This is a genomic window from Flavobacterium sp. ASW18X (genome assembly GCF_005144745.1).
GTDB lineage: Bacteria > Bacteroidota > Bacteroidia > Flavobacteriales > Flavobacteriaceae > Croceivirga.
In genome coordinates this window covers 17,470-41,836 of the sequence record NZ_SWKK01000017.1, presented here as the reverse complement: position 1 = coordinate 41,836, position 24,367 = coordinate 17,470, and the positions used below count along the sequence as shown (strand labels likewise).

18 protein-coding genes are annotated in these 24,367 nt (G+C 37.3%); 16 read left to right on the top strand and 2 right to left on the bottom strand.

Annotation, left to right across the window (positions count from 1 at the left end; genetic code table 11):
• Positions 1 to 47: 47 nt before the first annotated feature.
• Positions 48 to 1,085, bottom strand: a complete 1,038-nt coding sequence (locus FBT53_RS12350) for an oxidoreductase (RefSeq protein ID WP_136951500.1) — start codon at positions 1,083 to 1,085, stop codon at positions 48 to 50.
• A 116-nt stretch (positions 1,086 to 1,201) separates the two neighbouring features.
• Between FBT53_RS12350 and FBT53_RS12345 the strand changes: the two genes are divergently transcribed.
• From FBT53_RS12345 to purL, 12 genes are all read left to right on the top strand, one after another.
• Positions 1,202 to 2,413: an RsmB/NOP family class I SAM-dependent RNA methyltransferase gene (locus FBT53_RS12345; protein WP_136951499.1), complete on the top strand. Its 1,212-nt coding sequence runs from the start codon at positions 1,202 to 1,204 to the stop codon at positions 2,411 to 2,413.
• 260 nt (positions 2,414 to 2,673) lie between these two features.
• Complete coding sequence (locus tag FBT53_RS12340; protein ID WP_136951498.1) at positions 2,674 to 3,168, top strand: hypothetical protein; 495 nt, start codon at positions 2,674 to 2,676, stop codon at positions 3,166 to 3,168.
• 3 nt (positions 3,169 to 3,171) lie between these two features.
• Complete coding sequence (rpsU, locus tag FBT53_RS12335; RefSeq protein WP_136951497.1) at positions 3,172 to 3,369, top strand: 30S ribosomal protein S21; 198 nt, start codon at positions 3,172 to 3,174, stop codon at positions 3,367 to 3,369.
• A 48-nt stretch (positions 3,370 to 3,417) separates the two neighbouring features.
• Positions 3,418 to 4,224 (top strand): pyrroline-5-carboxylate reductase, encoded by an 807-nt coding sequence (proC, locus tag FBT53_RS12330; RefSeq protein WP_136951496.1) that lies wholly within the window; start codon positions 3,418 to 3,420, stop codon positions 4,222 to 4,224.
• A gap of 3 nt (positions 4,225 to 4,227) precedes the next feature.
• A complete protein-coding gene (proB, locus tag FBT53_RS12325; RefSeq protein ID WP_136951495.1) occupies positions 4,228 to 4,998 on the top strand; it encodes a glutamate 5-kinase in 771 nt (256 codons plus the stop codon).
• Positions 4,999 to 5,007: 9 nt separating this feature from the next.
• The gene (locus FBT53_RS12320; protein WP_136951494.1) at positions 5,008 to 6,207 is read left to right on the top strand and encodes a glutamate-5-semialdehyde dehydrogenase; all 1,200 of its coding nucleotides are present in this window, start codon (positions 5,008 to 5,010) and stop codon (positions 6,205 to 6,207) included.
• 264 nt (positions 6,208 to 6,471) lie between these two features.
• Positions 6,472 to 8,373, top strand: coding sequence for a PAS domain-containing sensor histidine kinase (locus tag FBT53_RS12315; RefSeq protein ID WP_136951493.1), 1,902 nt, complete (start codon positions 6,472 to 6,474; stop codon positions 8,371 to 8,373).
• Between the two features lie 2 nt (positions 8,374 to 8,375).
• Positions 8,376 to 8,756 (top strand): response regulator, encoded by a 381-nt coding sequence (locus tag FBT53_RS12310; RefSeq protein WP_136951492.1) that lies wholly within the window; start codon positions 8,376 to 8,378, stop codon positions 8,754 to 8,756.
• Positions 8,757 to 8,929: 173 nt separating this feature from the next.
• On the top strand, positions 8,930 to 9,409 hold the full coding sequence (locus FBT53_RS12305; RefSeq protein ID WP_136951491.1) for a MarR family winged helix-turn-helix transcriptional regulator: 480 nt from the start codon (positions 8,930 to 8,932) through the stop codon (positions 9,407 to 9,409).
• Positions 9,410 to 9,418: 9 nt separating this feature from the next.
• Positions 9,419 to 9,688, top strand: a complete 270-nt coding sequence (locus tag FBT53_RS12300) for a hypothetical protein (protein WP_136951490.1) — start codon at positions 9,419 to 9,421, stop codon at positions 9,686 to 9,688.
• Between the two features lie 110 nt (positions 9,689 to 9,798).
• Positions 9,799 to 11,568 (top strand): Na+/H+ antiporter NhaA, encoded by a 1,770-nt coding sequence (gene nhaA / locus FBT53_RS12295; RefSeq protein WP_136951489.1) that lies wholly within the window; start codon positions 9,799 to 9,801, stop codon positions 11,566 to 11,568.
• Between the two features lie 188 nt (positions 11,569 to 11,756).
• Positions 11,757 to 15,419 carry a phosphoribosylformylglycinamidine synthase gene (purL, locus tag FBT53_RS12290; protein ID WP_136951561.1) on the top strand — a complete coding sequence of 1,221 codons (3,663 nt, stop codon included), beginning with the start codon at positions 11,757 to 11,759 and terminating at the stop codon, positions 15,417 to 15,419.
• 63 nt (positions 15,420 to 15,482) lie between these two features.
• On the opposite strand, the gene FBT53_RS12285 is transcribed toward purL, so the two are convergent.
• Positions 15,483 to 18,074 (bottom strand): T9SS type A sorting domain-containing protein, encoded by a 2,592-nt coding sequence (locus tag FBT53_RS12285; RefSeq protein WP_136951488.1) that lies wholly within the window; start codon positions 18,072 to 18,074, stop codon positions 15,483 to 15,485.
• Between the two features lie 246 nt (positions 18,075 to 18,320).
• Here FBT53_RS12285 and FBT53_RS12280 point away from each other — a divergent pair, with 246 nt between their 5' ends.
• From FBT53_RS12280 to FBT53_RS12265, 4 genes are all read left to right on the top strand, one after another.
• Entirely contained in the window at positions 18,321 to 20,090 is a 1,770-nt protein-coding gene (locus FBT53_RS12280; protein ID WP_136951487.1) for a long-chain fatty acid--CoA ligase, read from the top strand.
• A 177-nt stretch (positions 20,091 to 20,267) separates the two neighbouring features.
• Positions 20,268 to 20,714 carry a MarR family winged helix-turn-helix transcriptional regulator gene (locus FBT53_RS12275; protein WP_136951486.1) on the top strand — a complete coding sequence of 149 codons (447 nt, stop codon included), beginning with the start codon at positions 20,268 to 20,270 and terminating at the stop codon, positions 20,712 to 20,714.
• Positions 20,715 to 20,728: 14 nt separating this feature from the next.
• The gene (locus tag FBT53_RS12270; protein ID WP_136951485.1) at positions 20,729 to 23,134 is read left to right on the top strand and encodes a 3-hydroxyacyl-CoA dehydrogenase/enoyl-CoA hydratase family protein; all 2,406 of its coding nucleotides are present in this window, start codon (positions 20,729 to 20,731) and stop codon (positions 23,132 to 23,134) included.
• A 42-nt stretch (positions 23,135 to 23,176) separates the two neighbouring features.
• On the top strand, positions 23,177 to 24,367 hold the full coding sequence (locus FBT53_RS12265) for an acetyl-CoA C-acyltransferase (protein ID WP_136951484.1): 1,191 nt from the start codon (positions 23,177 to 23,179) through the stop codon (positions 24,365 to 24,367).

Here is a 24,367-nt window from a genome sequence, read left to right as displayed (position 1 = left end):
ATTCTAAAACGTTAAAAAAATCGGTTTAGTTTTAAACCTTCTAGTTATCACTGTTTAAAACTCAATTTTGCTATGCGTCCTTTACCTGCAGCATAAGCAATAGAATCATTTAAAAATCTTAGCGTATAAAAACCTTCTTCTGATAATGTTTTCCATGTATGACCTTGGTCTACACTGTAATTTATTCCATTAAAACCAACGCTAACTAATTCTTTCCCATCGCTATGGGGTACAAATTGAACACAACTTTTATATCCAGGATTTTTACCATCTGCTACCAGTTGCCACGTATTTCCGCCATCTTTGGTTAACGCCTTATTGGCAGCGTTACCTTCTGGTTGCGCAAAATCGCCCCCAATTACAAAACCCGTACTAGCATTATAAAAATCCATACTATACATTCCATGGTAATCTGTTGTGCCTTTGATTGGAGTCTCTATGGCTGTCCATGTTTTTCCTTTATCTACAGATTTTAAAAAACGTTTTGTTGTAGCTACCAGTGTGATATCCCCCAGCAGAACAATATTAGAATTACTAGCAGCGTAAGCTCCCTCCTCTTCTATTGCTTTGGGTAAATTAGTGCAGGCTACCCTACTCCAACTAGCACCTCCATTTCTTGTAATAAGTATGGCAAAACATCCATTACTAGTATCACCAACTGCTATACCTTCTTCTGAATTCCAAAATGCCATGGCATCATAAAAAACATTCTCACCTTCTTCACTATAAACCAAATCCATTTCTCCGTTGGTTCCCGTTTTGTACAACAAAGCTGGGGAGCCCACACTCATCATAAAAAAATCTTTAGTATTGTGGGCTATCGCTCTAAATTCTGGCACAATATTATCAAACTGCATACGATTACTGCGTAAAACGGCTGTAGGTAAAGTGTAAGTTCCGTAAAGACCATTACTACCAGCAAAAGCTAAGGTATTTTTATCTAAAAACGTAATGGCACGGATACTTGAGCTATCCTTATAAACAACTTCTACTTTAACACTATTAAACGGCAATCTTACTGCTTGTTGTTTTTTGCAAGAAGTAAGTAGCAGTATAATCGAAAAAAGCGCTATACTATTTTTCATAAAAAGTTGGTTTTACTCAAAAATAAGGGTTGGCGATTAAATATTGTGCCTTAGCTTAATAAAGCTTGCTAACAACAAAACTTAAATGATACCTTTGCATCCTTATTTTAAGATTGATGCGATTACATAGAAACTTGGTTTTTGCGGTGGTAGATGCCCTAGGAATGATTTTTAATGACGAAGAATATGCTGATAAAGTCATTGAAAAAGTATTGCGATATGATAAGCGATGGGGCGCAAGAGACCGCGGTTTTATTGCAGAGACTACATATGAGATTGTACGATATAAACGCCTGTATACCGCTATTGCAGAGGTGAACGAGCCTTTTGGCAGAGAAGATTTATTTAGGCTATTTGCTGTTTGGGCCGTTCTTAGGGGTATTCCCATTCCTGATTGGAAACAATTAGATGGCACTCCAGTACGCCGTATTAAAGGTCGTTTTGATGAATTATCGAAGACTAGAAAAATAAGAGAATCCTATCCTGATTGGATAGAAGAACGTGCATTAGCGGCCTTGGGGGCTAAACTTTGGGAGAAAGAAAGTAGAGCTTTAAATCAGCAGGCGAACGTAATTTTACGTACAAATACGCTTAAAGTAACTCGGGAAACACTACAGCAGCGTTTAGCAGAAGAAGAAATAGAAACTACACTTTTAGAGAACTACCCTTTTGCCTTAGAACTTGTTGAACGTAAAAACGTTTTTACTACTCAAGCATTTAAAGAGGGCTTATTTGAAGTTCAAGACGCATCTTCTCAATTAGTTGCTCCCTATTTACAGGTAGAACCGGGTCATCGAGTGGTAGATGCTTGTGCGGGTGCTGGTGGCAAAACCTTGCATTTGGCATCTTTAATGGAAAACAAAGGACAGCTCATTGCTATGGACATTTATGAAAGTAAGCTAAAAAAATTAAAGGTCCGCGCTCGTAGAAACGGTGTTCATAATATGGAACCTAGAGTCATAGAAAACACCAAGTCTATTAAAAAATTACATGCTAAAGCAGACCGGTTATTGCTAGATGCGCCATGCTCTGGCTTGGGAGTAATACGCAGAAATCCTGATAGCAAATGGAAATTAGAACCCGAATTTTTAGTACGTATTAAAGGCGTGCAACAAAATATTCTCCGTAATTACTCTAAAATGGTAAAACCTGGAGGCAAAATGGTATACGCTACTTGCTCTATTTTACCCGAGGAAAACTATGACCAAGTTGCTGCATTTTTAAGCTCAGAAGAAGGAGCGGCATTTACCTTCGTAAAGGATAAAAAGGTATTTGCTTCGGAAAGTGGCTATGATGGTTTTTATATGGCTTTGTTAGATAAAAAGTAAAATTACAACTCATTTTCAATGAGTTACTTATTTACAAAAGTCTTAAGGAAAGGCAAAAGTACTGGGATAAGCCTTTTATCTTTATTACCTTTGCCTTATATGACGCCTAAATTACACGAACAACGTAATTCTAGAATCTTAAGTTTTGGATACACGGTTTTTAGAAACCAATCCGAAAAATTCATCCCGCCAACAGTCTAAGGGAACACTCCACGTACATCTCAAAACTATTCCTGTTTGCTATCTAGCAAAACGGGCCAATGGTTTGCGTTATTTTTTTGGCTTCTACTGCCGTACACTTCTATTTCTATTATTTAATGACTATAAACACCTTTGATGCCTATTCAAGGCTATCCTCTATACAGATAAATAGGTTGGTTAATTTTTTATACGACCACCAAGACCAAGGAAAACTTTCTAGAAACAGCATTCGCAGTGCTATACAATATGCTGCTAAAGAGCGTCCAGGATTTGGAGGCTATATTTTTTGTCTAGAAGAAGAAGAAAAGCTACTTGGTGCTCTGGTCATAAATAAAACAGGGATGTATGATTATGTTCCAGAAAATTTGCTGGTAACAATAGTTGTCCATAGTCAAATTAAAGATACAGGTTTAGAAGAAAAACTATTGGATTATGCCATTAACTATTGTCGTGGAGAGATTGGAGTGTTCATCAATAAAAGTAATGCAAAAGAAAAGACACTAAAGGCTCACGGTTTTGAGCCCAATTATTTAGAAATGAGATTAAAACAATAAGCTATGTTAAAGATTGAAATAAAAGAAGGAGAAAAAATAGAACGTGCATTAAAGCGCTACAAGCGCAAAGTACGTAATGTAAAACTACATGACCAGGTAAGGGATAACAGATATTTTACCAAACCTTCTGTGGTTCGTAGAAAACAGCTAGAAAAGGCGGCTTACAAAGAAAAGTATATAACCGAATTAGAAAACGATTAATTCTATAATTTTTTAAAAACACGGGTGCACGTAGGCATTCACAACAACATGAGAGTATTACTTATTGGTGCAGGAAACATGGGACTCACCTACGCAGAAGGGATGGTAAAATCCAAGCTGTTAAAGAAAAAGAACATAATGGTATTAGATAAAAGCAAAGATGCTTTGGACCGAGTGGACAAAATGCCAAATTTTGACACATTTGACCGTTTAGAAGATTGTGTTCCCATTGCAGAAATTATCATGGTAGCCGTAAAACCCTATCATTCAGAAGAACTGTTCCAACGTATAAAACCGCTTTTAAATAATGAACAAATGGTCATCTCCATAATGGCTGGTGTTACCATAAACTACATGCAAGAAGCACTAGGTATTGATAAAATAGTTAGGGCCATGCCCAATTTACCCGCTAAGGTGGGTAAAGGATTAACTAGCTACGTTTCATCAGAAAAAGTATCCAGACTAGAACTTTTTATGGTGGAAGATTTATTAAGTACTACAGGTAAAGCATTACGCGTAGACAATGAAAAATTTATAGATGCTTCTACTGGTATTTCTGGTAGCGGACCTGCCTACGTATTCTATTTTATGGAGAGTATGATGGAAGCTGCACGCCAAATGGGTTTTTCAGAGAATGTATCTAAGGTACTGGTAAGCCAAACCTTTACAGGAGCGGTAGAATTGTTCAATCAATCTACATTAACTCCAGATTCTTGGATGCAACGTGTTGCATCTAAAGGTGGTACAACACAGGCTGCACTAGATTCTATGCAAGACAATAATGTAAACGAATTAATTAAAGATGCCGCATTTGCTGCTTTTAATAGAGCTGTAGAATTGGGCGAAGAATATTAAATCATGTATAAAAAATTAGTGGTTATTAAGGTTGGAACCAACGTAATGACCAATAAGGACAATAGGATAGTTAGACCCATACTTAAAAATTTGGTGAGACAAATAGCCGAATTGTATGATAGGGATATTATGACCATACTAGTTTCTTCTGGTTCTGTCATTGCAGGGAAAGAAGTATTGGGTAAGGCAAAAATTGAAGATACTACACAACGCAGACAAGTTTATTCTGCTATAGGGCAACCAAGGATGATGCGATTGTATTACAACATATTTAGAGATTACGGTATGAAATGTGCTCAAGTGTTGCCTACCAAGCGCGATTTTAATCCTGGGATTCACAGGGACAATATGATTAATTGTATTGAAGGTTTACTGTCAGAAGGGGTTATCCCAATTGCCAATGAAGATGACGCCGTCTCTGTAACCATGTCTATGTTTTCTGATAATGATGAGTTAGCTACCTTAATTGCCGAGCTAATGAATGCAGACAAACTTATTTTATTGACAGATATTGACGGTTTATACGATGGTCACCCAGATGACGAAACCTCTAAAGTTATCCGCAATGTTGAGCCAGAAGAAGATTTAGAGAAATACATAGAGAATCCAGACAAGGAAGAAGGTGAAGGCCGGGGTGGCATGGGTTCTAAACTTGGCTATGCACAATTGGCTGCAAGTAAGGATATTCCTTGCTATATTGTAAACGGAAAAAAAGAAAACATAATAATAGATATTGTAGAGGAACGCCCTGTTGGCACAAAAGTTTCTCAATAAATAAGATAAATGAAATTACTTACAACAGATATAAAAAATGCCGTTTTAAACAGTATGGAGAAACTGTTGCAAACGCATAAATCAGATTTACTAGAAGCCAATAAAAAAGATTTGGATGCTTTTATCAAGGAAGACCAAGCTTTGTATGACCGTCTTGTGATGAATGACAAAAAAGTAGAGCAAATGGCACAAGCTGTTAAAGAGGTTAGACTGCAAGAAGACCCCGTTAATAAGGAGCTAAGCATGCAAAACTTGGACAATGGCTTACAAATTATAAATAAAACTGCACCTTTTGGTACTATCATGATTATCTATGAGTCGCGCCCAGATGTGACCGTTGAAGCTGCAGTTTTAGCCTTTAAGGCAAACAATAAAATATTGCTTAAAGGTGGTAAAGAAGCCTATCATAGCAATAAAGCTTTAGTAAAACTTTGGCACCAAGCTCTGAAAGAGAATGGCCTGCCTAAGGACTACATACAGTTTCTAGAAATGGACAGAACGCAAACACAGGCATTCTTAAAAAATCCAGACCAACCGCTAGATTTAATTGTACCTAGAGGAGGAGAACGCTTAATTGCTTTTGTTAAAGAGCATGCAAAATGTGCTGTATTGGTAAGTGGCAGGGGTAACAATTTTATGTACGTACATCCCGAGGCAGATTGGGAGATGACAAAGAAAGTGTTGTTAAATGCTAAAACGCATAAAATTTCGGCCTGCAATGCGCTTGATAAAATTTTGTTAGATGTTACTATTCCTGATTTTGAAGCCAAAGTAAAAGAATTGGCACAATTATTAAAGGAGTACAAGGTTAACCTTATAGTAGACAAGCACATCCATTCTATATTACCTAACGAATTAAAAATAGATAATGAAGATATTTGGAAAGAAGAATTTTTAGCGATGAAATGTGTACTTGGTGCTGTGTCTAATCAAGAAGAAGCCATGGAAAAAATAAATTTACACTCCGGGGGCCATTCAGCAGCCATTATGACTGCGGATAACCAAGCAGCTCAACAATTTATGGATGGTGTGGATTGTGCGGCAGTCTACCAAAATGCTTCCACAAGATTTACAGATGGTGGACAAATGGGTGTTGGTGCAGAACTTGCCATTAGTACTGATAAATTGCACCATAGAGGTCCCTTAGGATTAAAACAATTGGTCACCAATAAATACTACGTATTTGGTAACGGACAAATTAGAGTTTAGTAGCAAAGCTATACTTACATTTTTCAAAAGACAGGAGCGTATCCTGTCTTTTTTTATTCCTAAACACAATAATATTGTAAGTTTTTTCGTATCTATTAGAAGTATATTATTACACTAATTTAAAATTTTGTATATTTACAGCTCCCAAAATAGCTTATGCCTAAAATCCCAATGTAATCAGCTCTTACAATTGGTATTTATGGTAATTGCCAGATATACAATCGAGTAGTGATTTACAAAAAGATAAATTAACTATCTATTTGTATGGATTTTTATCAATTAGGCATATTTCTACTACAAGGTACTTTGGTTGCCGCTCTTATCCAATTCTTATTTAGGATTAGGAAATCTATGGGTTTGGGTATGCTCTTTGCCTGTTTGGGACTTTTTCAATTCATGCAAGTATTTTTAGCTATTGGTATTTATGTTAAAATATCAGATGGAATTCTTGTTTCTTTTGCTTCGGTACTTTTTACAGCCTCCCTTTTTGCACTACTTCTCATTTATATAAAAGAAGATGCTAATGAAACTAAAAAAGTTATTTATGCCCTCATTGCATCTAATATAGTCATCGCTCTAATACTCTATAGTCTTAATTTAAACTTAGAGGTTGCTAACACGTATAATCCTTACAACATCACGACTAGATTAATGAACGTAAAGGCTAAAGTTCTAGTCTTTGGCACGTTTGTATTGTTCTTAGATGTTTTACTTATCATCTTGCTTTATGAGTTTATTTCTAAAATCACCAAAACCCTTTTCTTAAGAATACTCACTACCATGTTAATAGTGGTATGTATAGATAGTATCCTATTTAACACGATGTCTTTTTGGAGTAGAGAAAACTTAATAGCCATTATAACCTCTAGTATTATTGCTAAATCGGTAACCGCCTTTTTTTACAGTATTCTATTTACCTTTTATTTAAAACGATTAGAGCCCAAATCCAAAGAAGATACCCTGTCTAGTGTTAAAGACATATTTAAGACGCTTAGTTATAAGGAAAAGTATAAGCTTATTGCTAAGGAGGCTAAAAAGGCAAATCTGGAAATACAAGAAAAAGAACTACGCTTTAGAACCTTAACTGCGGTAACCCCTGTAGGTATTTGGCATGCCACCCCATCAGGAGAAATGACCTATGTTAATAGAAAGTATTTAGAAATATCTGGTCTTACCACTCAAGAAATTGAAGCCCAGAAATGGCAAGAAGCTGTACACCCAAATGATATTGGGCGCATACAACATTGCTGGGTAAAGGCAATGGAAAGTAAAGATGTTACAGAGGCAGAATATAGATTTATCCATAAAGACGGTAGTGTTAGGTGGGTATTAGGTAGCGCAACTCCAGAAACAGATACAAAGGGCAATGTGTTGGGTTTTGTAGGCACCGTGACAGATATTACCAACCAAAAGCTATATGAAGAACAACTGACGAAACTTAAAAATAAGGCGGAAGAAAGTAATCGACTAAAATCGGCATTCTTGGCAAATATGAGTCATGAAATTAGAACCCCTATGAATGGTATTCTTGGTTTTGCAGATTTATTAAAATCGCCTAACCTCTCTGGCGAAGAACAACAAGAGTTTGTGGATATCATTAAAAAAAGCGGCCATCGTATGTTAAATATTATTAATGATATTATCAACATATCTCGGTTAGAAGCGGGCACTATGGAAATCCACAATGCGTATTTTGATGTACATGGCTTACTAAAATATAAATTTGATTTTTTTAGTCCAGAAGCAGCCGCCAAAAATCTTACTTTAAGTTGTGATACAGACCTTACCTCTGGCCAACTATTTGTAAAAGGTGATAAGGATAAAGTTTGTTCTATATTAACCAACTTAATCAAGAATGCTATAAAATATACAGATGAAGGACGTATCCATTTTGGATATTATATAGAAAATCAAGATTTAATTTTTTATGTCAAGGATACAGGCATCGGTATAGAAGAAAGCAAACACAAAGCAGTATTTGAGCGTTTTGTGCAAGCAGATATAGAAGATAAAATGGCAAGACAAGGTGCGGGCCTTGGACTATCCATATCTAAAGCTTACGCCAACCTTATGGGTGGCGATGTTTGGTTAGAAAGTGAATTTGATAAAGGTTCTGCATTCTATCTATCCATACCGTACATACCCCAACAACAAAAAACAGCTTAAAAATGGAGAACGTATTGCATAGAAAATTACAAGTGTTGGTAGCAGAAGATGATAGTATTTCCAGTTACTTAATAGAAAAGATATTAAAGCAATTCAACTGTACAATTACTCATGCTAAAAATGGAAGTGAAGTAGTAGCACTTTGCCAACAGAATCCAAATATTGACTTGATTTTAATGGATGTAAAAATGCCCTATATAGATGGCTTAGAAGCTACAAAACAGATAAGAGAATTTAATAAGGAGATTATTATTGTAGCACAAACCGCATTTAGTTTAATAGGTGATAAAGAAAAAGCTATAGAAGCGGGTTGCAATGAACATATTAGTAAGCCCATAGAACAAGAAAAATTAATGACCATCATTAATAGATACTTCAATTAAATTCTACATCATACTTGCCCATAAAAGGAACTAAGCAAAAATGGAGAACGCTCGGAACAAAAGACAGGGTTCCTTTTATACTTCAATTCATAATTATAATTTCTTAAAATAAAACAACTTTTTATGTAACTAGTTACATTTATTTGTAATTTTGGTAACCAGTTACATTGTTTATGGAAGATTTTTTAATAGAGATGGGTATAAATGGTATTACAGCAAGGCTTAAACGGCTTAATGATGCCTTTATGTACCAAACAAAAGATTTGTATGACACCCTTAATGTGGACATAGAACCCAATTGGCACATGGTGTTTCTATTATTAGAGAAACATGGGGCTTTAACTATTACAGAATTAGCAGATGCCACACGCTTATCGCACCCAGGGATGATAAAACTGGTTAAAAAAATGAAGAAGAATGGATACGTACAGGCTTTTAAAGACAAGGCAGATCTCCGTAAACACAATATAGAACTAACTGATAAAGCTACATCTATGCTGCCAAAAATTCATAAATACTGGGCGGCTGGCGAAAAAGCTTTACAAGAACTTTTAGCTCATAGCCCTTCTTTATTACATCAATTAGAAAGTGTAGAAAAACAAATGAGTAAAGCCGACTTTAAAGAACGAACCTTAAATAACTTAAAACCATAGTATGTAAAGATGAAATTGCTTATTGCTATTCTAGGTTGGTCCGGTTCCGGACTGGTAATCATTGCCTATGCGCTAACTTTAATGCAAGGACAAAAATACCTTAGGTACGGTAAGTATCTTAACCTGTTTGGAGGATTGTTTATAGCTATTAATTGCTATTATTATAACGCTATGCCACCATTTTTCACCAATATTATCTGGACTATGATTGCAACAGCTACTATTTTTCAAGAAAAAAAACGTAAGCGGATTTCCACTAAACATAGAAAACTTACCTAAGTCAATATACCAAGTTTGGTAACATATGGGTTAGGTATTATATGGTTTAGAGCTAAAACAACTCCGGCTGTTCTACTATTTTTACAAAGAATAAAAAGCTGATAGCCAGAATGTTTCATAAAAAACCAATTGATGTTGTTGTATATAGAAATTTAAAAAACAAAATTTCTGCAAAAGCTGCGAAATCACTCAAAGATTCACTAGTCAATTTTGGCCAAGAGGTTACCTTACACTACAAATACGCTATAGATGTTAGCAACCCAATAGAAATTTATGCTGTAAAAGCAATATTGGCTGTAAGAGAACAAAATAAAGAAGAAGCCCTATATCAAGCAATTGCAACAGAAACAGACCTTAACGAAGTCAAAATAGATGGTTTCGTTAGGGAATTAGATATAAATTTTTCTGCTTACCAAAAAGAAATACATAGTAACACGCTTGAAAAACAAGTGTATGCAGAAAGTAAAGAAGCAGAAACAGCAGGTGTACCTATTTTTCCTGGAATTACCATCAACGGAATTCCGTATAAAGGTCCTTGGGATAAAGAATCCATCATAGGTGCGCTACAAAAAAACGGAGCTACTTTAATTAGAGCTGCCATGCAAGGACTTTTTAAATGGGGTGCATCTGCAGCATTAGCTCTTATCATTGCTACTATAGCGGCATTAGTCTTAGTAAATTTAGGAGACGCAGCCTTGTATGAGCAATGGCGTCACTACCCTATTGGCTTTACTTTTGGCACGCTAGATTTTACGCTAACTGTAGAAGAATGGATTAATGATTTTTTTATGGCCATCTTTTTTCTACTCATAGGTCTAGAAATTAAAGAAGAACTTATAGAAGGAGAACTATCCACTAGAAAAAAAGCCACCTTACCCGTTGTTGCTGCTATCGGTGGAATGCTAGTCCCAGCTGTGATTTATTTTTTCTTAAACAGTAACGGAGAACAGCTTCATGGTTGGGGCGTTCCTATGGCCACTGATATTGCATTTACACTTGGATTAATGGCAATCTTAGGTTCCCGTATTCCTGTATCCTTAAAAGTATTTGTTTCTGCTTTGGCAATTGCAGATGATTTGGGAGCTATTCTTATCATTGCCTTATTTTATGGCCATGGGTTTCAAATTGGCTATTTTTTGGCTGCATTAGGTGTGCTTCTTTTTATGTTTTACTTTAACAGAAAACGGGTGTATAATGTTTCCGTTTATTTGATTTTAGGGCTCGTCCTGTGGTTTTTGGTCTTTAAAAGTGGCCTTCATGCAACTTTGGCGGGGGTACTGACCGCTTTATTGATTCCGGCTCAAGGCAAGGCAAACCTGCAACTTATCGCAAAACAAACCTCCATCATTTTTCAAAAAGAAATAGGGGAAATAAACAACAGCAATTTTGATAAAAAGAAAATAGCTCCAGAATCCCTCTTAGTATTAAAAAAGGCTATTGAACGTTTAAGAGAACCAAGTGAATTTCTCTTACATAATCTAGAAAAATTTGTCAATTTTATTGTACTGCCACTTTTTGCTTTCTTTAATACGGGTATTGTTTTAACTGCTGGGGACTATAACCTTTTCGTCCCTGCAAATATAGGTATCATCCTTGGGCTGTGCCTAGGAAAACCGTTAGGTATTGTTGGATTTAGTTGGTTAGCTACAAAACTACAATGGGGTAAACTGGCGCCTGAAATAAGCTGGAAAAGCTTAATAGGTGCCGCATGCTTAGCAGGTATTGGTTTTACCATGTCTATTGTTGTAGCCTCTAGTGCATTCACGGGACAAGCGCTAACCGCTAGTAAAATTAGTATTCTTCTAGCCTCTGTAATTGCAGCCAGTTTAGGCCTAGGAATTCTATATACTGCAACGGTTAAAAAAAGCACTTTGGATTAGCATAATTAATGGCAGATTGTACTATCAACAATGGCAGTTAAAAACTAAAGTTCTAGCCTTGTGCGTATGTGAGGCAAAATCGTATTTTTGCGTTTTCTTACTTATCCTGAATTACGTTTGATAAAACAGGTGAAAACGGAGAACAATTTCAGTAGAAATACTGAGGTAAAACCATGAAAACAGCTGATATGATTCATTTCTTTGGCGATATAACCACCAAGGTTTTCGCAGTACAAGCCAATCAAGAGATTAACTCGGAAAATCAACAGAAATTAGAATGGTTGTTTGGCAACCAACCTAAAATAAATGCGGCGTCTTTAGACGCCTTTTTTGTTGGCCCACGGGCTGCAATGATAACGCCTTGGAGCACCAATGCTACAGAAATTACGCAGAACATGGGTATTTCTGGTATTCTAAGAATAGAAGAGTTTATGGTGGTACCCGAATCATTCTCAGATTTTGACCCCATGCTTTCTCAAAAATACAAGGGGTTAACACAGGATATTTACACTATCAATGTAGTTCCAGAAGCAATCCTAGAAATAGAAGATATTGCAGCCTTTAATCTACAAGAAGGTTTGGCTTTGAACGAGGAAGAAGTAACCTATTTAAATGAATTATCAGAAAAATTAGGAAGAAAACTAACGGATTCAGAAGTTTTTGGTTTTAGCCAAGTAAATTCGGAACATTGTAGACATAAAATCTTCAATGGAACTTTTATTATAGATGGCCAAGAAATGCCTTCTTCTTTATTTAAGTTGATAAAGAAAACATCAGAAACGCATCCTAACGATATTGTTTCTGCCTATAAAGACAATGTGGCTTTTATAAAAGGTCCTAAAGTGATGCAGTTTGCACCTAAAACTGCAGACAAACCAGATTTTTATCAAGAAAAAGAGTTCAATTCGGTCTTATCGCTAAAGGCAGAAACCCACAACTTCCCAACCACGGTAGAACCTTTTAATGGTGCTGCTACGGGTTCTGGCGGAGAAATTCGTGACCGTCTTGCGGGTGGTAAAGGTTCTTTGCCATTGGCAGGTACCGCCGTGTATATGACGTCTTATTCCCGCTTAGAAGAAAATAGACCTTGGGAAAAGGCATTCCCTGAGCGCAATTGGTTGTACCAAACTCCGATGGATATTCTTATAAAAGCCTCTAATGGCGCATCAGATTTTGGCAACAAATTTGGCCAGCCATTAATTGCAGGTTCTGTCCTAACTTTTGAACATAAAGATGAAGCACAGCAACTAGGTTTCGATAAGGTTATTATGCTGGCAGGCGGTATTGGCTATGGTAAAGAAGAACAAGCTTTAAAAGACACTCCAAAAAAAGGCGACAAAGTTGTTATTCTTGGAGGAGATAACTATAAAATTGGTATGGGCGGGGCTGCTGTATCTAGTGCTGATACGGGAGAGTTTGAGTCTGCCATAGAATTAAACGCGGTTCAACGTTCTAATCCAGAAATGCAAAAAAGAGCCGCTAATGCCATACGTGGATTGGTAGAGGCCGATGAAAACCCTATTGTCTCTATTCACGACCATGGCGCAGGCGGACATTTAAACTGCTTATCAGAATTGGTAGAAGAAACTGGCGGGCTTATAGATTTAGACAAATTACCCGTGGGTGACCCTACCCTATCTGCTAAAGAAATAATTGGCAACGAAAGCCAAGAACGTATGGGCTTGGTTATGGGTGAGAAAGATATGGATTTGCTAGCGCGAATTTCTGAAAGGGAACGTGCACCAATGTATGAAGTTGGAGCGGTAACCGGCGACCAAAAATTTACGTTTAAGTCAAGCTCTAAGGGTGATACTCCCATGGATTTAGCTCTTTCTGATATGTTTGGGAGTAGCCCTAAAACCATAATGGAAGACCAGAGTATAGCTACCAATTATCTGCAGGAAGGCTACAGTCTAGAACACTTTATGGATTACCTAGAGCAGGTACTACAATTAGAGGCTGTTGCCTGCAAGGACTGGCTAACCAACAAAGTTGACCGTTGTGTGGGTGGCCGAGTGGCTAAACAACAATGTGCTGGCCCCTTACAATTGCCATTAAACAATTGCGGTGTTATGGCTTTAGATTTTAAAGGCAAAGAAGGTGTGGCCACAAGTATTGGTCACTCCCCTATTTCTGGACTTATAGACCCTGTTGCTGGGAGCCGTAACAGCATTGCAGAGGCGTTAACCAATATTGTTTGGGCGCCTTTAAAAGACAAATTAAAGTCCGTCTCTTTATCTGCCAACTGGATGTGGCCTTGCCGCAACCCAGGAGAAGATGCACGCTTGTACCAAGCTGTAGAAGCGGTTAGTGAGTTTGCTATTGCTTTGGGAATCAACATTCCTACAGGCAAGGATTCTTTGAGTATGAAACAAAAGTACAAGAATCAAGAAGTGATTTCTCCTGGCACAGTAATCATTTCTGCGGCGGCCAATTGTAACGACATTACTAAAATAGTTGAACCTGTTTTACAAGTTGGCAAAGGAGATATTTACTACGTAAATCTATCTAAAGACAAGTTTAAATTAGGAGGTTCATCTTTTAATCAGATACTAAATTCAATTGGTACAGAAGCGCCATCGGTAACTGATGCTGCCTACTTTGCAAAAGGGTTTAATACGCTGCAAGAATTAATTGCGGCAGGAGAAATTACCGCAGGGCACGATATTGGCTCCGGCGGTTTAATCACCACCTTGTTAGAGCTTTGCTTTGCAGATACCCAACTTGGGGCAAACATAGATATTACAGCATTAGGAGAAGAAGATACTATCAAGACGTTATTTGCAGAAAATATTGCAGTGGTTATACAAGCATCTGCCACAGCCGCAGAAAAATTAATAGCTGCCGGCATAGACTGCCAATCCATTGGCACTGTGAGTAAAGAACCTACCCTATTCATCAAAAATAACAGTGTAGAAATAGGATTACCTGTTGCTTCATTACGAGACACTTGGTTTAAAACTTCATATTTATTAGATCAAAAACAAACTGCAGGCGACCTTGCTAAAGAACGATTCGATAATTACAAAAATCAACCCTTACACTATCAATTCCCAGCTCACTTCCAAGGAACTACTAGTCCAGTAAGTACAGCAATAAAACCTAAGGCTGCAATTTTAAGAGAAAAAGGGAGTAATTCTGAAAGAGAGATGGCAAATGCCATGTTCTTAGCTGGTTTTGATGTTAAAGATGTACATATGACCGATTTAATTTCTGGTCGTGAAACATTAGAAGACATTCAATTTTTAGGCGCCGTAGGTGGCTTCTCTAATTCTGATGTATTAGGGAGTGCCAAAGGTTGGGCAGGTGCAATCAAATATAACGAGCGAGCCAACAAGGCCATTAAAGATTTTTTTGCTAGACCAGACACCTTATCTGTAGGTATTTGCAATGGTTGCCAATTGTTTATGGAGTTAGATTTAATTAATCCAGAACATGGGCAACAGCATGGTAAAATGGTCCATAATGATAGCCACAAGCATGAGAGCAACTTTACCTCTGTAACTATTGCTAAGAATAATTCTGTGATGCTTTCTACTTTGGAAGGTGCAAAATTAGGGGTGTGGATTTCCCATGGGGAAGGTAAATTCAATTTGCCCTTAACAGAAGACCAATACCAAATAGTAGCAAAATACGGTTACGAAGGGTACCCTGCCAATCCTAATGGTAGTGATTATAATACCGCCATGCTTTGTGATGCAACTGGTAGACATTTAGTTACCATGCCACACATAGAACGAAGCATTTTTCCATGGAATTGGGCACATTACCCTAAAGATAGAACGGATGCCGTATCTCCTTGGGTTATCGCTTTTGAGAACGCAAGGGATTGGATACTTGCTAAAAAGTAACTAAAAGAGAACCGCCCCAACGCAATAGCGTGGGGCGGTTACAACTAACATCAATATAACCAACTATTTAACCAATATTCTTCCGCTCCAAACACGTTTGCTAGAGCTTTCTACACGGTAAAAGTACAAGCCTGCTTGTAAGCCTTTACGCGCTATAGAAATTGTATTTTGACCCGCTACGCTATTACCCTCTTGAGTATGCGAGCTTATATTTCTTCCATTTCTGTCAAACAATTCCAAAGTATACTCCCCTGCAACTTCGTCATAGAAATATAAGGTAGCTTCTGTTTCCATTGGGTTTGGACTCACTATACTTTTATTTAAATTCTCATCCACAAATGGCGCAGGCATACTAGCAGAAGTAAATTCTATCGCTTTTAAAGCTAATTGTTTGTTTTCTGCAGCGCCTGAGTTAGACTTCATGTTAAACTGTACCACTTTTACCGATGAGAAATCGCCATTACCACCATTGCTAGTTTTAAATTCATTTGCTGGCAAATAAAAAGCTTGCTCTTCTGCAGATAAATCTATAGTTGTGGTAAGGAAGCTACCATCGCCTTGTATTAATTGTACTTCCAAGGCCCCAGAACCACTCGCTGTGAAGGCTAAGTTGTCATAATTAGACAAATCCACCGCTTTAAATCTTGGACTCATTGCTCTATACACTCCTACATAGGTATCTGTTGTGGCACTTAAATTTACATTACGCTCTACCGGGTATCCTTCTCCCATATAAGCATCTTCAGTTTGCATTACTTCATAATTATGAATAGTAGTGCCCACTTGGCTATCATCTACTCCCCAAGGTGCATCAGCAACAAATAAATCGTCTGGTGTATCGCCATTGGTATTTGAAATTCTAAAACCAAAATCAAAAATATTTCCAGTTTCTACGGCTACTGTATCTATGTACCCTGCAAGTGCAGTTTGTAAACCAACCTGCTCTGTTTCACTCGTTTCAGTTCGTTTTATACCTCCTTCTAAAGAAATTTCTTCTGAACGATTATTGTTTACCACATTCATATGTACAGCACCACGCTCATAACGTGCAGACTTCACAAATACTGGTGGTGGTGTAGAACTTGCAAACGCTGCAATAGAAGCGTTGGATTCTAATAGATTCAAAATTTCATCTGCCAATTTCAATAAATCGTCTACCGAATTAGACCAAATTTGGAAATTATAGTATGCTGTATCTTCTTGGTAAGCATCAATATTCCAGTGCGATTCTATTACAAACTGATTATTTTCATTTAACCTAGCTGAAAAGCTCAACGCAAATTCTGTTGCACCATCTGCTTGCTTAATAATAGATCGTATAAAATCTTTCTCCCTTAATTGTATGGTAGATACAGATAATAACTGTGCACCTAGAAAACGGTCACAAATAAATTTACTATGTTCATATACCTTATCTTCAGTCTTTATGACCATTAACGCACTAGAAGTTTCTGTACCTTTTAAGTAATCTACCGCATAAATATCACTGGCATTGGTTAACGCCAACAAATCTTCTGGAGCAGATTCTACCGTACTAGATTCACCAATTACATTTAGCGGCACCAGTGCATTTAGTTCAATCGCAGAAGGATTATACACTCCTTTTCTAAGATAATTCTTATTTCTTTTTACCCTCTTAGCGGTAAGTGGGTTAAACTTGTAATTAGATTTTGCTCTGTAATAATTACGCTTGCTAATTAGGTTGGCTAATCTATCATTACTTTCTAATCCTCCATTATTACCACTAGAGGCTAGTTGTATTACTGGACAAGCCGCTACACCAGAACAAGATGGGTCATCACAATCTATTAAGCCATCACCATCATCATCAATTCCATTTAAACAATCTTCTTGAGGTACTGGGGCAGATGGGCAGCGTGCACCATCATTAGAGGCAGATGCTGGACCAAAAGCAAAAACGTTAGAATCCATAATACCACCTACAATATTCTGTACATTGCGGATAATGTATACAGTGCCTGTTTGGTTAGCAGAAACATAAAAATTTCCGTCAACATCAAAATAAACAGCTCCATAGGTATAATTGTTCCCGCTTAAAATTGGTACTTCTCCAACATTTTCTACATTTCCTGTCTCTACTTCTATACGGTATAAACGGTTGGTTTTCTTCTCTACCGTATACAACATATTATCTGCTGCATTAAAAGCCCAATCATGCACATTGATGCTCTGACTCAAAGTATTACTACCCATGTAGGTTAAATAAGTAGGCGATTCAGGATTTAAATCTACATGGTAATAAGTAGATCCCCCTGCTCTAAAATAGTATTGTCCAAATAAATCAATATCTCCTATGTAGTTCATGCCAGTTGGTGGTATTTCTGGAATGGTATAGATATCAGTATCAAAGTTTTTACCCATTCTTACAATTTGTCTACCACCATAATAGCCCCACAAATATCCATCTGCGGAATTATAGGCCGCCCCGTTAATTGAATTTGGGGTTACGTCCTGTTTTACTAAATAGGAACTACCAGATGCTAAATCAATGGCATAAACATCATTGTATTGAAATAGATATGCATTGTAGTCACAATCAAAGGGTTCGGATTGTGCGTTTGCTGTTCCAGTAAATACTGTAATAGCCAAGACCAGCAAGTAATTTAAAGAAAAAGTAGTGTAATGGTGTTTCATAATTATAGATTTGGAAGCTCAAAACTAAAATTAATTTGAAAGTATTTTCCTACTTTGTTGTGTAAGACGATATTTTGTAGGTAAACGGTTCAAATCTATCGATAAAAAGGAGTTATAAAATTTACTTCTAATTGATTAACAAGTGTTAAAATGAATTATTTTTATTTAAGGAATGATTTTGTTACGAAATTGTTTTTAAAATCACATAAGCTTTCCCTATTTTGCAACCCTCATTAGAAACTGAATATGCAAGAAGTAACGAGACTGTTTGATTTCCCCCATTACCAGCTGCAAAATTTCCCACTAGAAAAGGCATTGGTAACCAAAAAAGGAGGACAATGGGTAGCCACCTCAACACAAGAATACATTAATAAAGCAAACGCGGTAAGTCGCGGATTGCTTAGAATGGGTGTGCAACCCAATGATAAGATTGCAGTGATTTCCATGACCAATAGAACGGAGTGGAACATCATGGATATGGCCATACTACAAATAGGTGCCCAGAATGTACCTATTTACCCCACCATATCAGAAGAGGATTATGAATACGTTCTAAACCATTCAGAAGCTAAATATTGCTTTGTGTCTTGTAGCGAAGTATTGACCAAAGTACTGGCTATAAGCGGTAAGGTTAAGAATTTAGTAGACATTTATTCTTTTGATGATTTGGCAAATTGTAACAATTGGGAAGAAGTTGTTGCAAAGGGTAAAGACGATAGCAACCAAGAAGAGGTAGAAGCTAGAGCAGCCGCTGTAAAACCAGAAGATTTAGCAACCCTTATCTATACCTCTGGTACTACAGGTAGACCTAAAGGGGTAATGTTGTCTCATGACAACATAGTTTCTAACGTTATTGGCAGTAGCGAACGTGTACCATTTGAACAAGGAGCAACAGCTTTGAGCTTTTTACCTGTTTGCCACATTTTTGAGCGAATGATACTTTATTTGTATCAGTATTCTAGTATTGAAATCTTTTTTGCAGAAGGTTTAGATAAAATTAGCGATAACGTAAAAGAGGTAAAACCAGAAGTAATGACGGTGGTACCACGGTTATTAGAAAAAGTGTATGATGCTATAATTGCCAAAGGTGCTGCACTAACTGGTATCAAAAAGAAACTATTCTTTTGGGCAGTAGATGTTGGTTTACAGTTTGAACCCTATGGTGCCAATGGATGGTGGTACGAGCAAAAACTTAAAATTGCACGTAAACTCATTTTTTCTAAATGGAAAGAAGGTTTAGGAGGCAATTTAAGTACCATGGTTTCTGGTAGCGCTGCTTTACAACAACGATTAGCTAGAGTATTTGGGGCTGCAGAAATGCCAGTAATGGAAGGGTATGGTTTAACGGAAACTTCTCCTGTAATATCTGTAAACCAAGTAAAAGGTAAAGGCTGGAAAATTGGTAGCGTTGGTAAAATCATAAATAAAGTAGAAGTTAAAATTGCTGAGGACGGCGAAATTTTATGCAAAGGTCCTAATGTGATGATGGGCTACTACAAAGATTCAGAAAAAACAGCAGAAGTTATTAAAGACGGCTATTTCCATACCGGAGATATTGGAGAAGTAGATGCGGAAGGATTTTTACGTATAACCGACCGTAAGAAGGAGATGTTTAAAACCTCTGGTGGTAAATATGTGGCGCCACAGATTTTAGAAAACAGATTTAAACAATCGCGTTTTATAGAACAAATTATGGTTATAGGCGAAGGCGAAAAAATGCCAGCTGCTTTTATACAACCTAACTACGAATTTTTACAAGAGTGGGCCAAAAGGCATAATATTAGTTACACCTCTAACGCAGACCTTATTAGTAAACCAGAAGTTTTGGAGCGTTATGAAGAAGAAGTGACGTTAGCGAATGCTGAATTTGCAAAATGGGAAAAGGTTAAAAAATTTAAATTAACTGCAGATGTCTGGAGTGAAGCGGAAGGTCACCTTACCCCTACTATGAAGTTGAGAAGAAAAATTATAAAGCAGAAATACGCAGATTTATACCAAGAAATTTACGGGCATTAGCCTATAATACCTATTATAAAAGGATTTGTGCTATTTGTACATTCTTTAAGAATAAGCATAATTAATATCAGAAAAATTAAGGGTTCTCCACGGAGAACCTTTTTTATTTGTCAGATAATCAAATTTATTATGCATGCATAATAAATTTTTCTTATATTTGGAGCCATAATGAGTTCTATGAAAGACATAACCATTGACTGGGCTTTAAGAGCCACTTGGCAAGCGGTTACTAGAATGTACAATGAACAAGCCAAAGAATATGATTCTTCTATGGCTATCGGATTTACATTGTTGAGCATTGACCCAAAAGCGGGAACACCATCCACAGCCCTTGGGCCAAAAATGGGGATGGAGGCTACCAGTCTTTCCAGAATTATTAAAAGTATGGAAAGTCGCGGACTTATAGAAAAGAAACCTAATCCTAATGATGGTAGAGGGGTTCTTATACATCTAACGCCATTTGGGACAGAGATGCGCACTAAATCTAAAGACGTTGTACTTCGTTTTAACGAAGTGGTATCACGCATGGTCGAGAAAGAAGATTTAGAAGGTTTCTTTAAAACAGTAGAAGCCATCAATCAACTAATACAAGAAAAAAAAATATACACTAATTCAACAACTTAATATTCTAAAAGTACATGAAGAGGCATATTAACAAGATTGCTGTAATTGGATCCGGTATCATGGGTAGCGGAATTGCCTGTCATTTTGCGAATATTGGTGTGGAGGTCCTATTATTGGATATTGTACCAAGAGAACTGAATGACAAAGAGAAGGCTAAAGGATTAACTTTAGAAGACAAAGTAGTACGTAACCGTATGGTGAACGATGCTTTGACAAAGGCTTTAAAATCAAAGCCATCCCCTATTTACCACCAAAAATTCGCTAACCGAATTACAACGGGTAACCTAGAGGATGATATTGCTAAAGTTAAAGATGTAGACTGGATTATAGAAGTAGTAGTAGAGCGCTTGGATATTAAGAAGACAGTGTTTGAAAATCTTGAGAAATATAGAAAACCGGGTACTTTAATTACGTCTAACACCTCTGGTATTCCTATTAAATTTATGAGCGAAGGCAGAAGCCATGATTTCCAGAAGCACTTCTGTGGAACACACTTCTTTAACCCTGCACGTTACCTAAAATTGTTCGAGATTATTCCAGGCCCAAAAACGGACCCAGCTGTACTAGAATTTTTAAATGGGTATGGTGAGCAGTTTTTAGGTAAAACTTCTGTAGTTGCCAAAGATACTCCTGCGTTTATTGGTAACAGAATTGGTATTTTTAGTATCCAAAGTCTTTTCCACGCCGTAAAAGATTTAGGGATGACGGTAGAAGAAGTAGACAAATTAACCGGGCCTGTTATTGGCAGACCAAAATCTGCTACCTTCCGTACAGTAGACGTAGTTGGTTTGGACACCTTGGTACATGTAGCCAATGGTATTTATGACAACTGCCCAGATGATGAACGTCACGACTTGTTTAAACTACCAGATTTCATCAATACCATGATGGAAAACAAATGGTTAGGTAGTAAAACAGGACAAGGTTTTTATAAAAAAGTAAAGGGCGAGAACGGTAAGAGTGAAATCCAAACGTTGGATTTAGATACCATGGATTATCGTTCTAAGAAGAGTGCAAAGTTTGCAACGCTAGAACTTACTAAAACCATAGATAAAGTTGTAGATAGGTTTGCTGTTTTATGTGGTGGCAAAGACAAAGCGGGCGAGTTTTACCGTAAAAGCTTTGGTCAATTATTCGCCTACGTATCGCATAGAGTTCCAGAAATCACAGATGAGCTTTATAAAATAGATGATGCCATGAAAGCTGGATTTGGATGGGAACATGGTCCTTTCCAAATATGGGATGCTGTAGGCTTGGATAAAGGTTTAGAATTTATAGCAGCAGAAGGGCAAACCGCTGCCAATTGGGTAGAAGAAATGAAAGCTGCTGGGGTAACTTCATTCTACTCCGTAAAAGATGGCGCTACCTATTTCTATGATATTCCTAAAAAAGAAATGGTAAAAATTCCTGGACAGGATGCCTTTATCATTTTAGATAATATCAGAAAATCTAAAGAGGTATTTAAAAACTCTGGTGTTGTTGTAGAAGATTTGGGTGATGGAATCCTTAATTGTGAATTCCAATCCAAGATGAATACCATTGGTGGCGATGTTTTAGCTGGTTTAAACAAGGCTATTGACTTGGCTGAAAAAGACTTTCAAGGGTTGGTAGTGGGTAACCAAGCGGCTAATTTCTCTGTGGGCGCTAACATTGGTATGATATTTATGTTAGCGGTAGAACAAGAATATGATGAGTTGAACATGGCTATAAAAATGTTCCAAGATACCATGATGCGTATGCGCTACTCTTCTATCCCAACGGTTTCTGCACCACATGGCATGACTTTGGGTGGTGGATGTGAACTTTCTATGCACGCCGATAAGGTAGTTGCCGCAGCAGAAACTTATATTGGACTAGTAGAATTTGGTGTTGGGGTAATCCCTGGCGGTGGTGGCTCTAAAGAAATGGCCATGCGTGCATCAGATTCTTTCCGCAAAGGCGATGTAGAACTTAATGTGTTACAAGACCACTTCTTAACTATAGGTATGGCCAAGGTTTCTACCTCTGCTTATGAAGCGTATGATTTGGGTATTTTACAAAAAGGTAAAGACATTGTTGTAGTTAATAAGGATAGACAAATAGCTACTGCTAAGGCACATGCTAAATTAATGGCAGAGCAAGGCTACACTAAGCCCCCTACAAGAAAAGACATTAAAGTTCTTGGTAAACAAGCCCTAGGGATGTTCTTAGTGGGTACAGATTCTATGGAAGCTAGCCGTTACATTAGTGAGCACGACAAAAAAATTGCTAACAAGCTAGCGTACGTAATGGCAGGTGGTGATTTATCTGAGCCTACTTTAGTAAGTGAGCAATACTTATTGGATATAGAAAGAGAGGCCTTTTTATCACTATGTACCGAAAGAAAGACCTTAGAACGTATCCAACACATGTTGAAAACAGGTAAACCATTAAGAAATTAAATTTCGCTTTTAGCGTAATGCTTAAAGCCTAAAGCTAGAATAATGAAAACAGCATATATAGTTAAAGGATATAGAACTGCGGTTGGGAAAGCTCCTAAAGGGCTCTTCCGTTTTAAGCGCGCAGATGAGTTGGCGGCAGAGACCATTGAACATATGATGAAGGAGTTGCCACAACTAGACAAAAAACGTATCGACGATGTAATTGTTGGTAACGCCATGCCAGAAGGTTCTCAAGGGCTTAACATGGGACGTTTAATCTCTTTAATGGGATTAGATATTGTTGATGTACCAGGAGTTACCGTTAACCGTTTCTGTTCTTCTGGATTAGAAACTATTGGTATTGCAACTGCCAAAATACAAGCCGGAATGGCAGATTGTATTATTGCGGGTGGTGTAGAAAGTATGAGTTCTGTTCCTATGACGGGTTTTAAAACAGAATTAAATTATGATGTGGTAAAATCTGGTCATGAAGATTATTACTGGGGTATGGGTAACACTGCAGAAGCAGTTGCTGAGCAGTTTAAGGTATCTCGTGAAGAACAAGACCAATTTGCCTACAACTCACACCAAAAAGCATTAAAAGCACAAGCGGAAGACCGTTTTCAGTCACAAATTGTTCCTATTGATGTAGAACAAACCTATGTAGATGCTAACGGTAAAAAAGCAACTAAGAAATATACGGTTACTAAAGATGAAGGTCCTAGAAAGGATACTTCTTTAGAGGTACTTGGTAAATTACGTCCTGTGTTTGCCGCTAACGGTAGTGTTACTGCAGGGAATTCTTCGCAAACGAGTGATGGTGCAGCCTTTGTAATGGTAATGAGCGAAGACATGGTGAAGGAATTAAATTTGGAGCCAGTAGCACGTCTTGTTAATTATGCGGCAGCAGGCGTTGAACCAAGGATTATGGGTATTGGACCTGTAAAAGCAGTGCCAAAAGCATTGAAACAAGCTGGATTAAAACAAGCTGATATTGAATTAATTGAGTTGAATGAAGCTTTTGCTTCTCAATCCATAGCAGTAATTCGCGAGTTAGATTTAAATCCAGATATTATCAACGTAAACGGTGGTGCCATTGCGCTAGGGCACCCACTAGGTTGTACTGGAGGTAAACTATCTGTACAGTTGTTTGATGAAATGCGTAAGCGCAATATGCAAGGAAAGTACGGTTTGGTAACCATGTGTGTGGGTACTGGACAAGGCGCGGCAGGAATTTTTGAGTTCTTGAAATAA

Coding starts and splice junctions, on each gene's coding strand:
- FBT53_RS12350 (WP_136951500.1), bottom strand. CDS start 1,085: ATGAAAAATAGTATAGCGCTTTTTTCGATTATACTGCTACTTACTTCT.
- FBT53_RS12345 (WP_136951499.1), top strand. CDS start 1,202: ATGCGATTACATAGAAACTTGGTTTTTGCGGTGGTAGATGCCCTAGGA.
- FBT53_RS12340 (WP_136951498.1), top strand. CDS start 2,674: ATGGTTTGCGTTATTTTTTTGGCTTCTACTGCCGTACACTTCTATTTC.
- rpsU (WP_136951497.1), top strand. CDS start 3,172: ATGTTAAAGATTGAAATAAAAGAAGGAGAAAAAATAGAACGTGCATTA.
- proC (WP_136951496.1), top strand. CDS start 3,418: ATGAGAGTATTACTTATTGGTGCAGGAAACATGGGACTCACCTACGCA.
- proB (WP_136951495.1), top strand. CDS start 4,228: ATGTATAAAAAATTAGTGGTTATTAAGGTTGGAACCAACGTAATGACC.
- FBT53_RS12320 (WP_136951494.1), top strand. CDS start 5,008: ATGAAATTACTTACAACAGATATAAAAAATGCCGTTTTAAACAGTATG.
- FBT53_RS12315 (WP_136951493.1), top strand. CDS start 6,472: ATGGATTTTTATCAATTAGGCATATTTCTACTACAAGGTACTTTGGTT.
- FBT53_RS12310 (WP_136951492.1), top strand. CDS start 8,376: ATGGAGAACGTATTGCATAGAAAATTACAAGTGTTGGTAGCAGAAGAT.
- FBT53_RS12305 (WP_136951491.1), top strand. CDS start 8,930: ATGGAAGATTTTTTAATAGAGATGGGTATAAATGGTATTACAGCAAGG.
- FBT53_RS12300 (WP_136951490.1), top strand. CDS start 9,419: ATGAAATTGCTTATTGCTATTCTAGGTTGGTCCGGTTCCGGACTGGTA.
- nhaA (WP_136951489.1), top strand. CDS start 9,799: ATGTTTCATAAAAAACCAATTGATGTTGTTGTATATAGAAATTTAAAA.
- purL (WP_136951561.1), top strand. CDS start 11,757: ATGATTCATTTCTTTGGCGATATAACCACCAAGGTTTTCGCAGTACAA.
- FBT53_RS12285 (WP_136951488.1), bottom strand. CDS start 18,074: ATGAAACACCATTACACTACTTTTTCTTTAAATTACTTGCTGGTCTTG.
- FBT53_RS12280 (WP_136951487.1), top strand. CDS start 18,321: ATGCAAGAAGTAACGAGACTGTTTGATTTCCCCCATTACCAGCTGCAA.
- FBT53_RS12275 (WP_136951486.1), top strand. CDS start 20,268: ATGAAAGACATAACCATTGACTGGGCTTTAAGAGCCACTTGGCAAGCG.
- FBT53_RS12270 (WP_136951485.1), top strand. CDS start 20,729: ATGAAGAGGCATATTAACAAGATTGCTGTAATTGGATCCGGTATCATG.
- FBT53_RS12265 (WP_136951484.1), top strand. CDS start 23,177: ATGAAAACAGCATATATAGTTAAAGGATATAGAACTGCGGTTGGGAAA.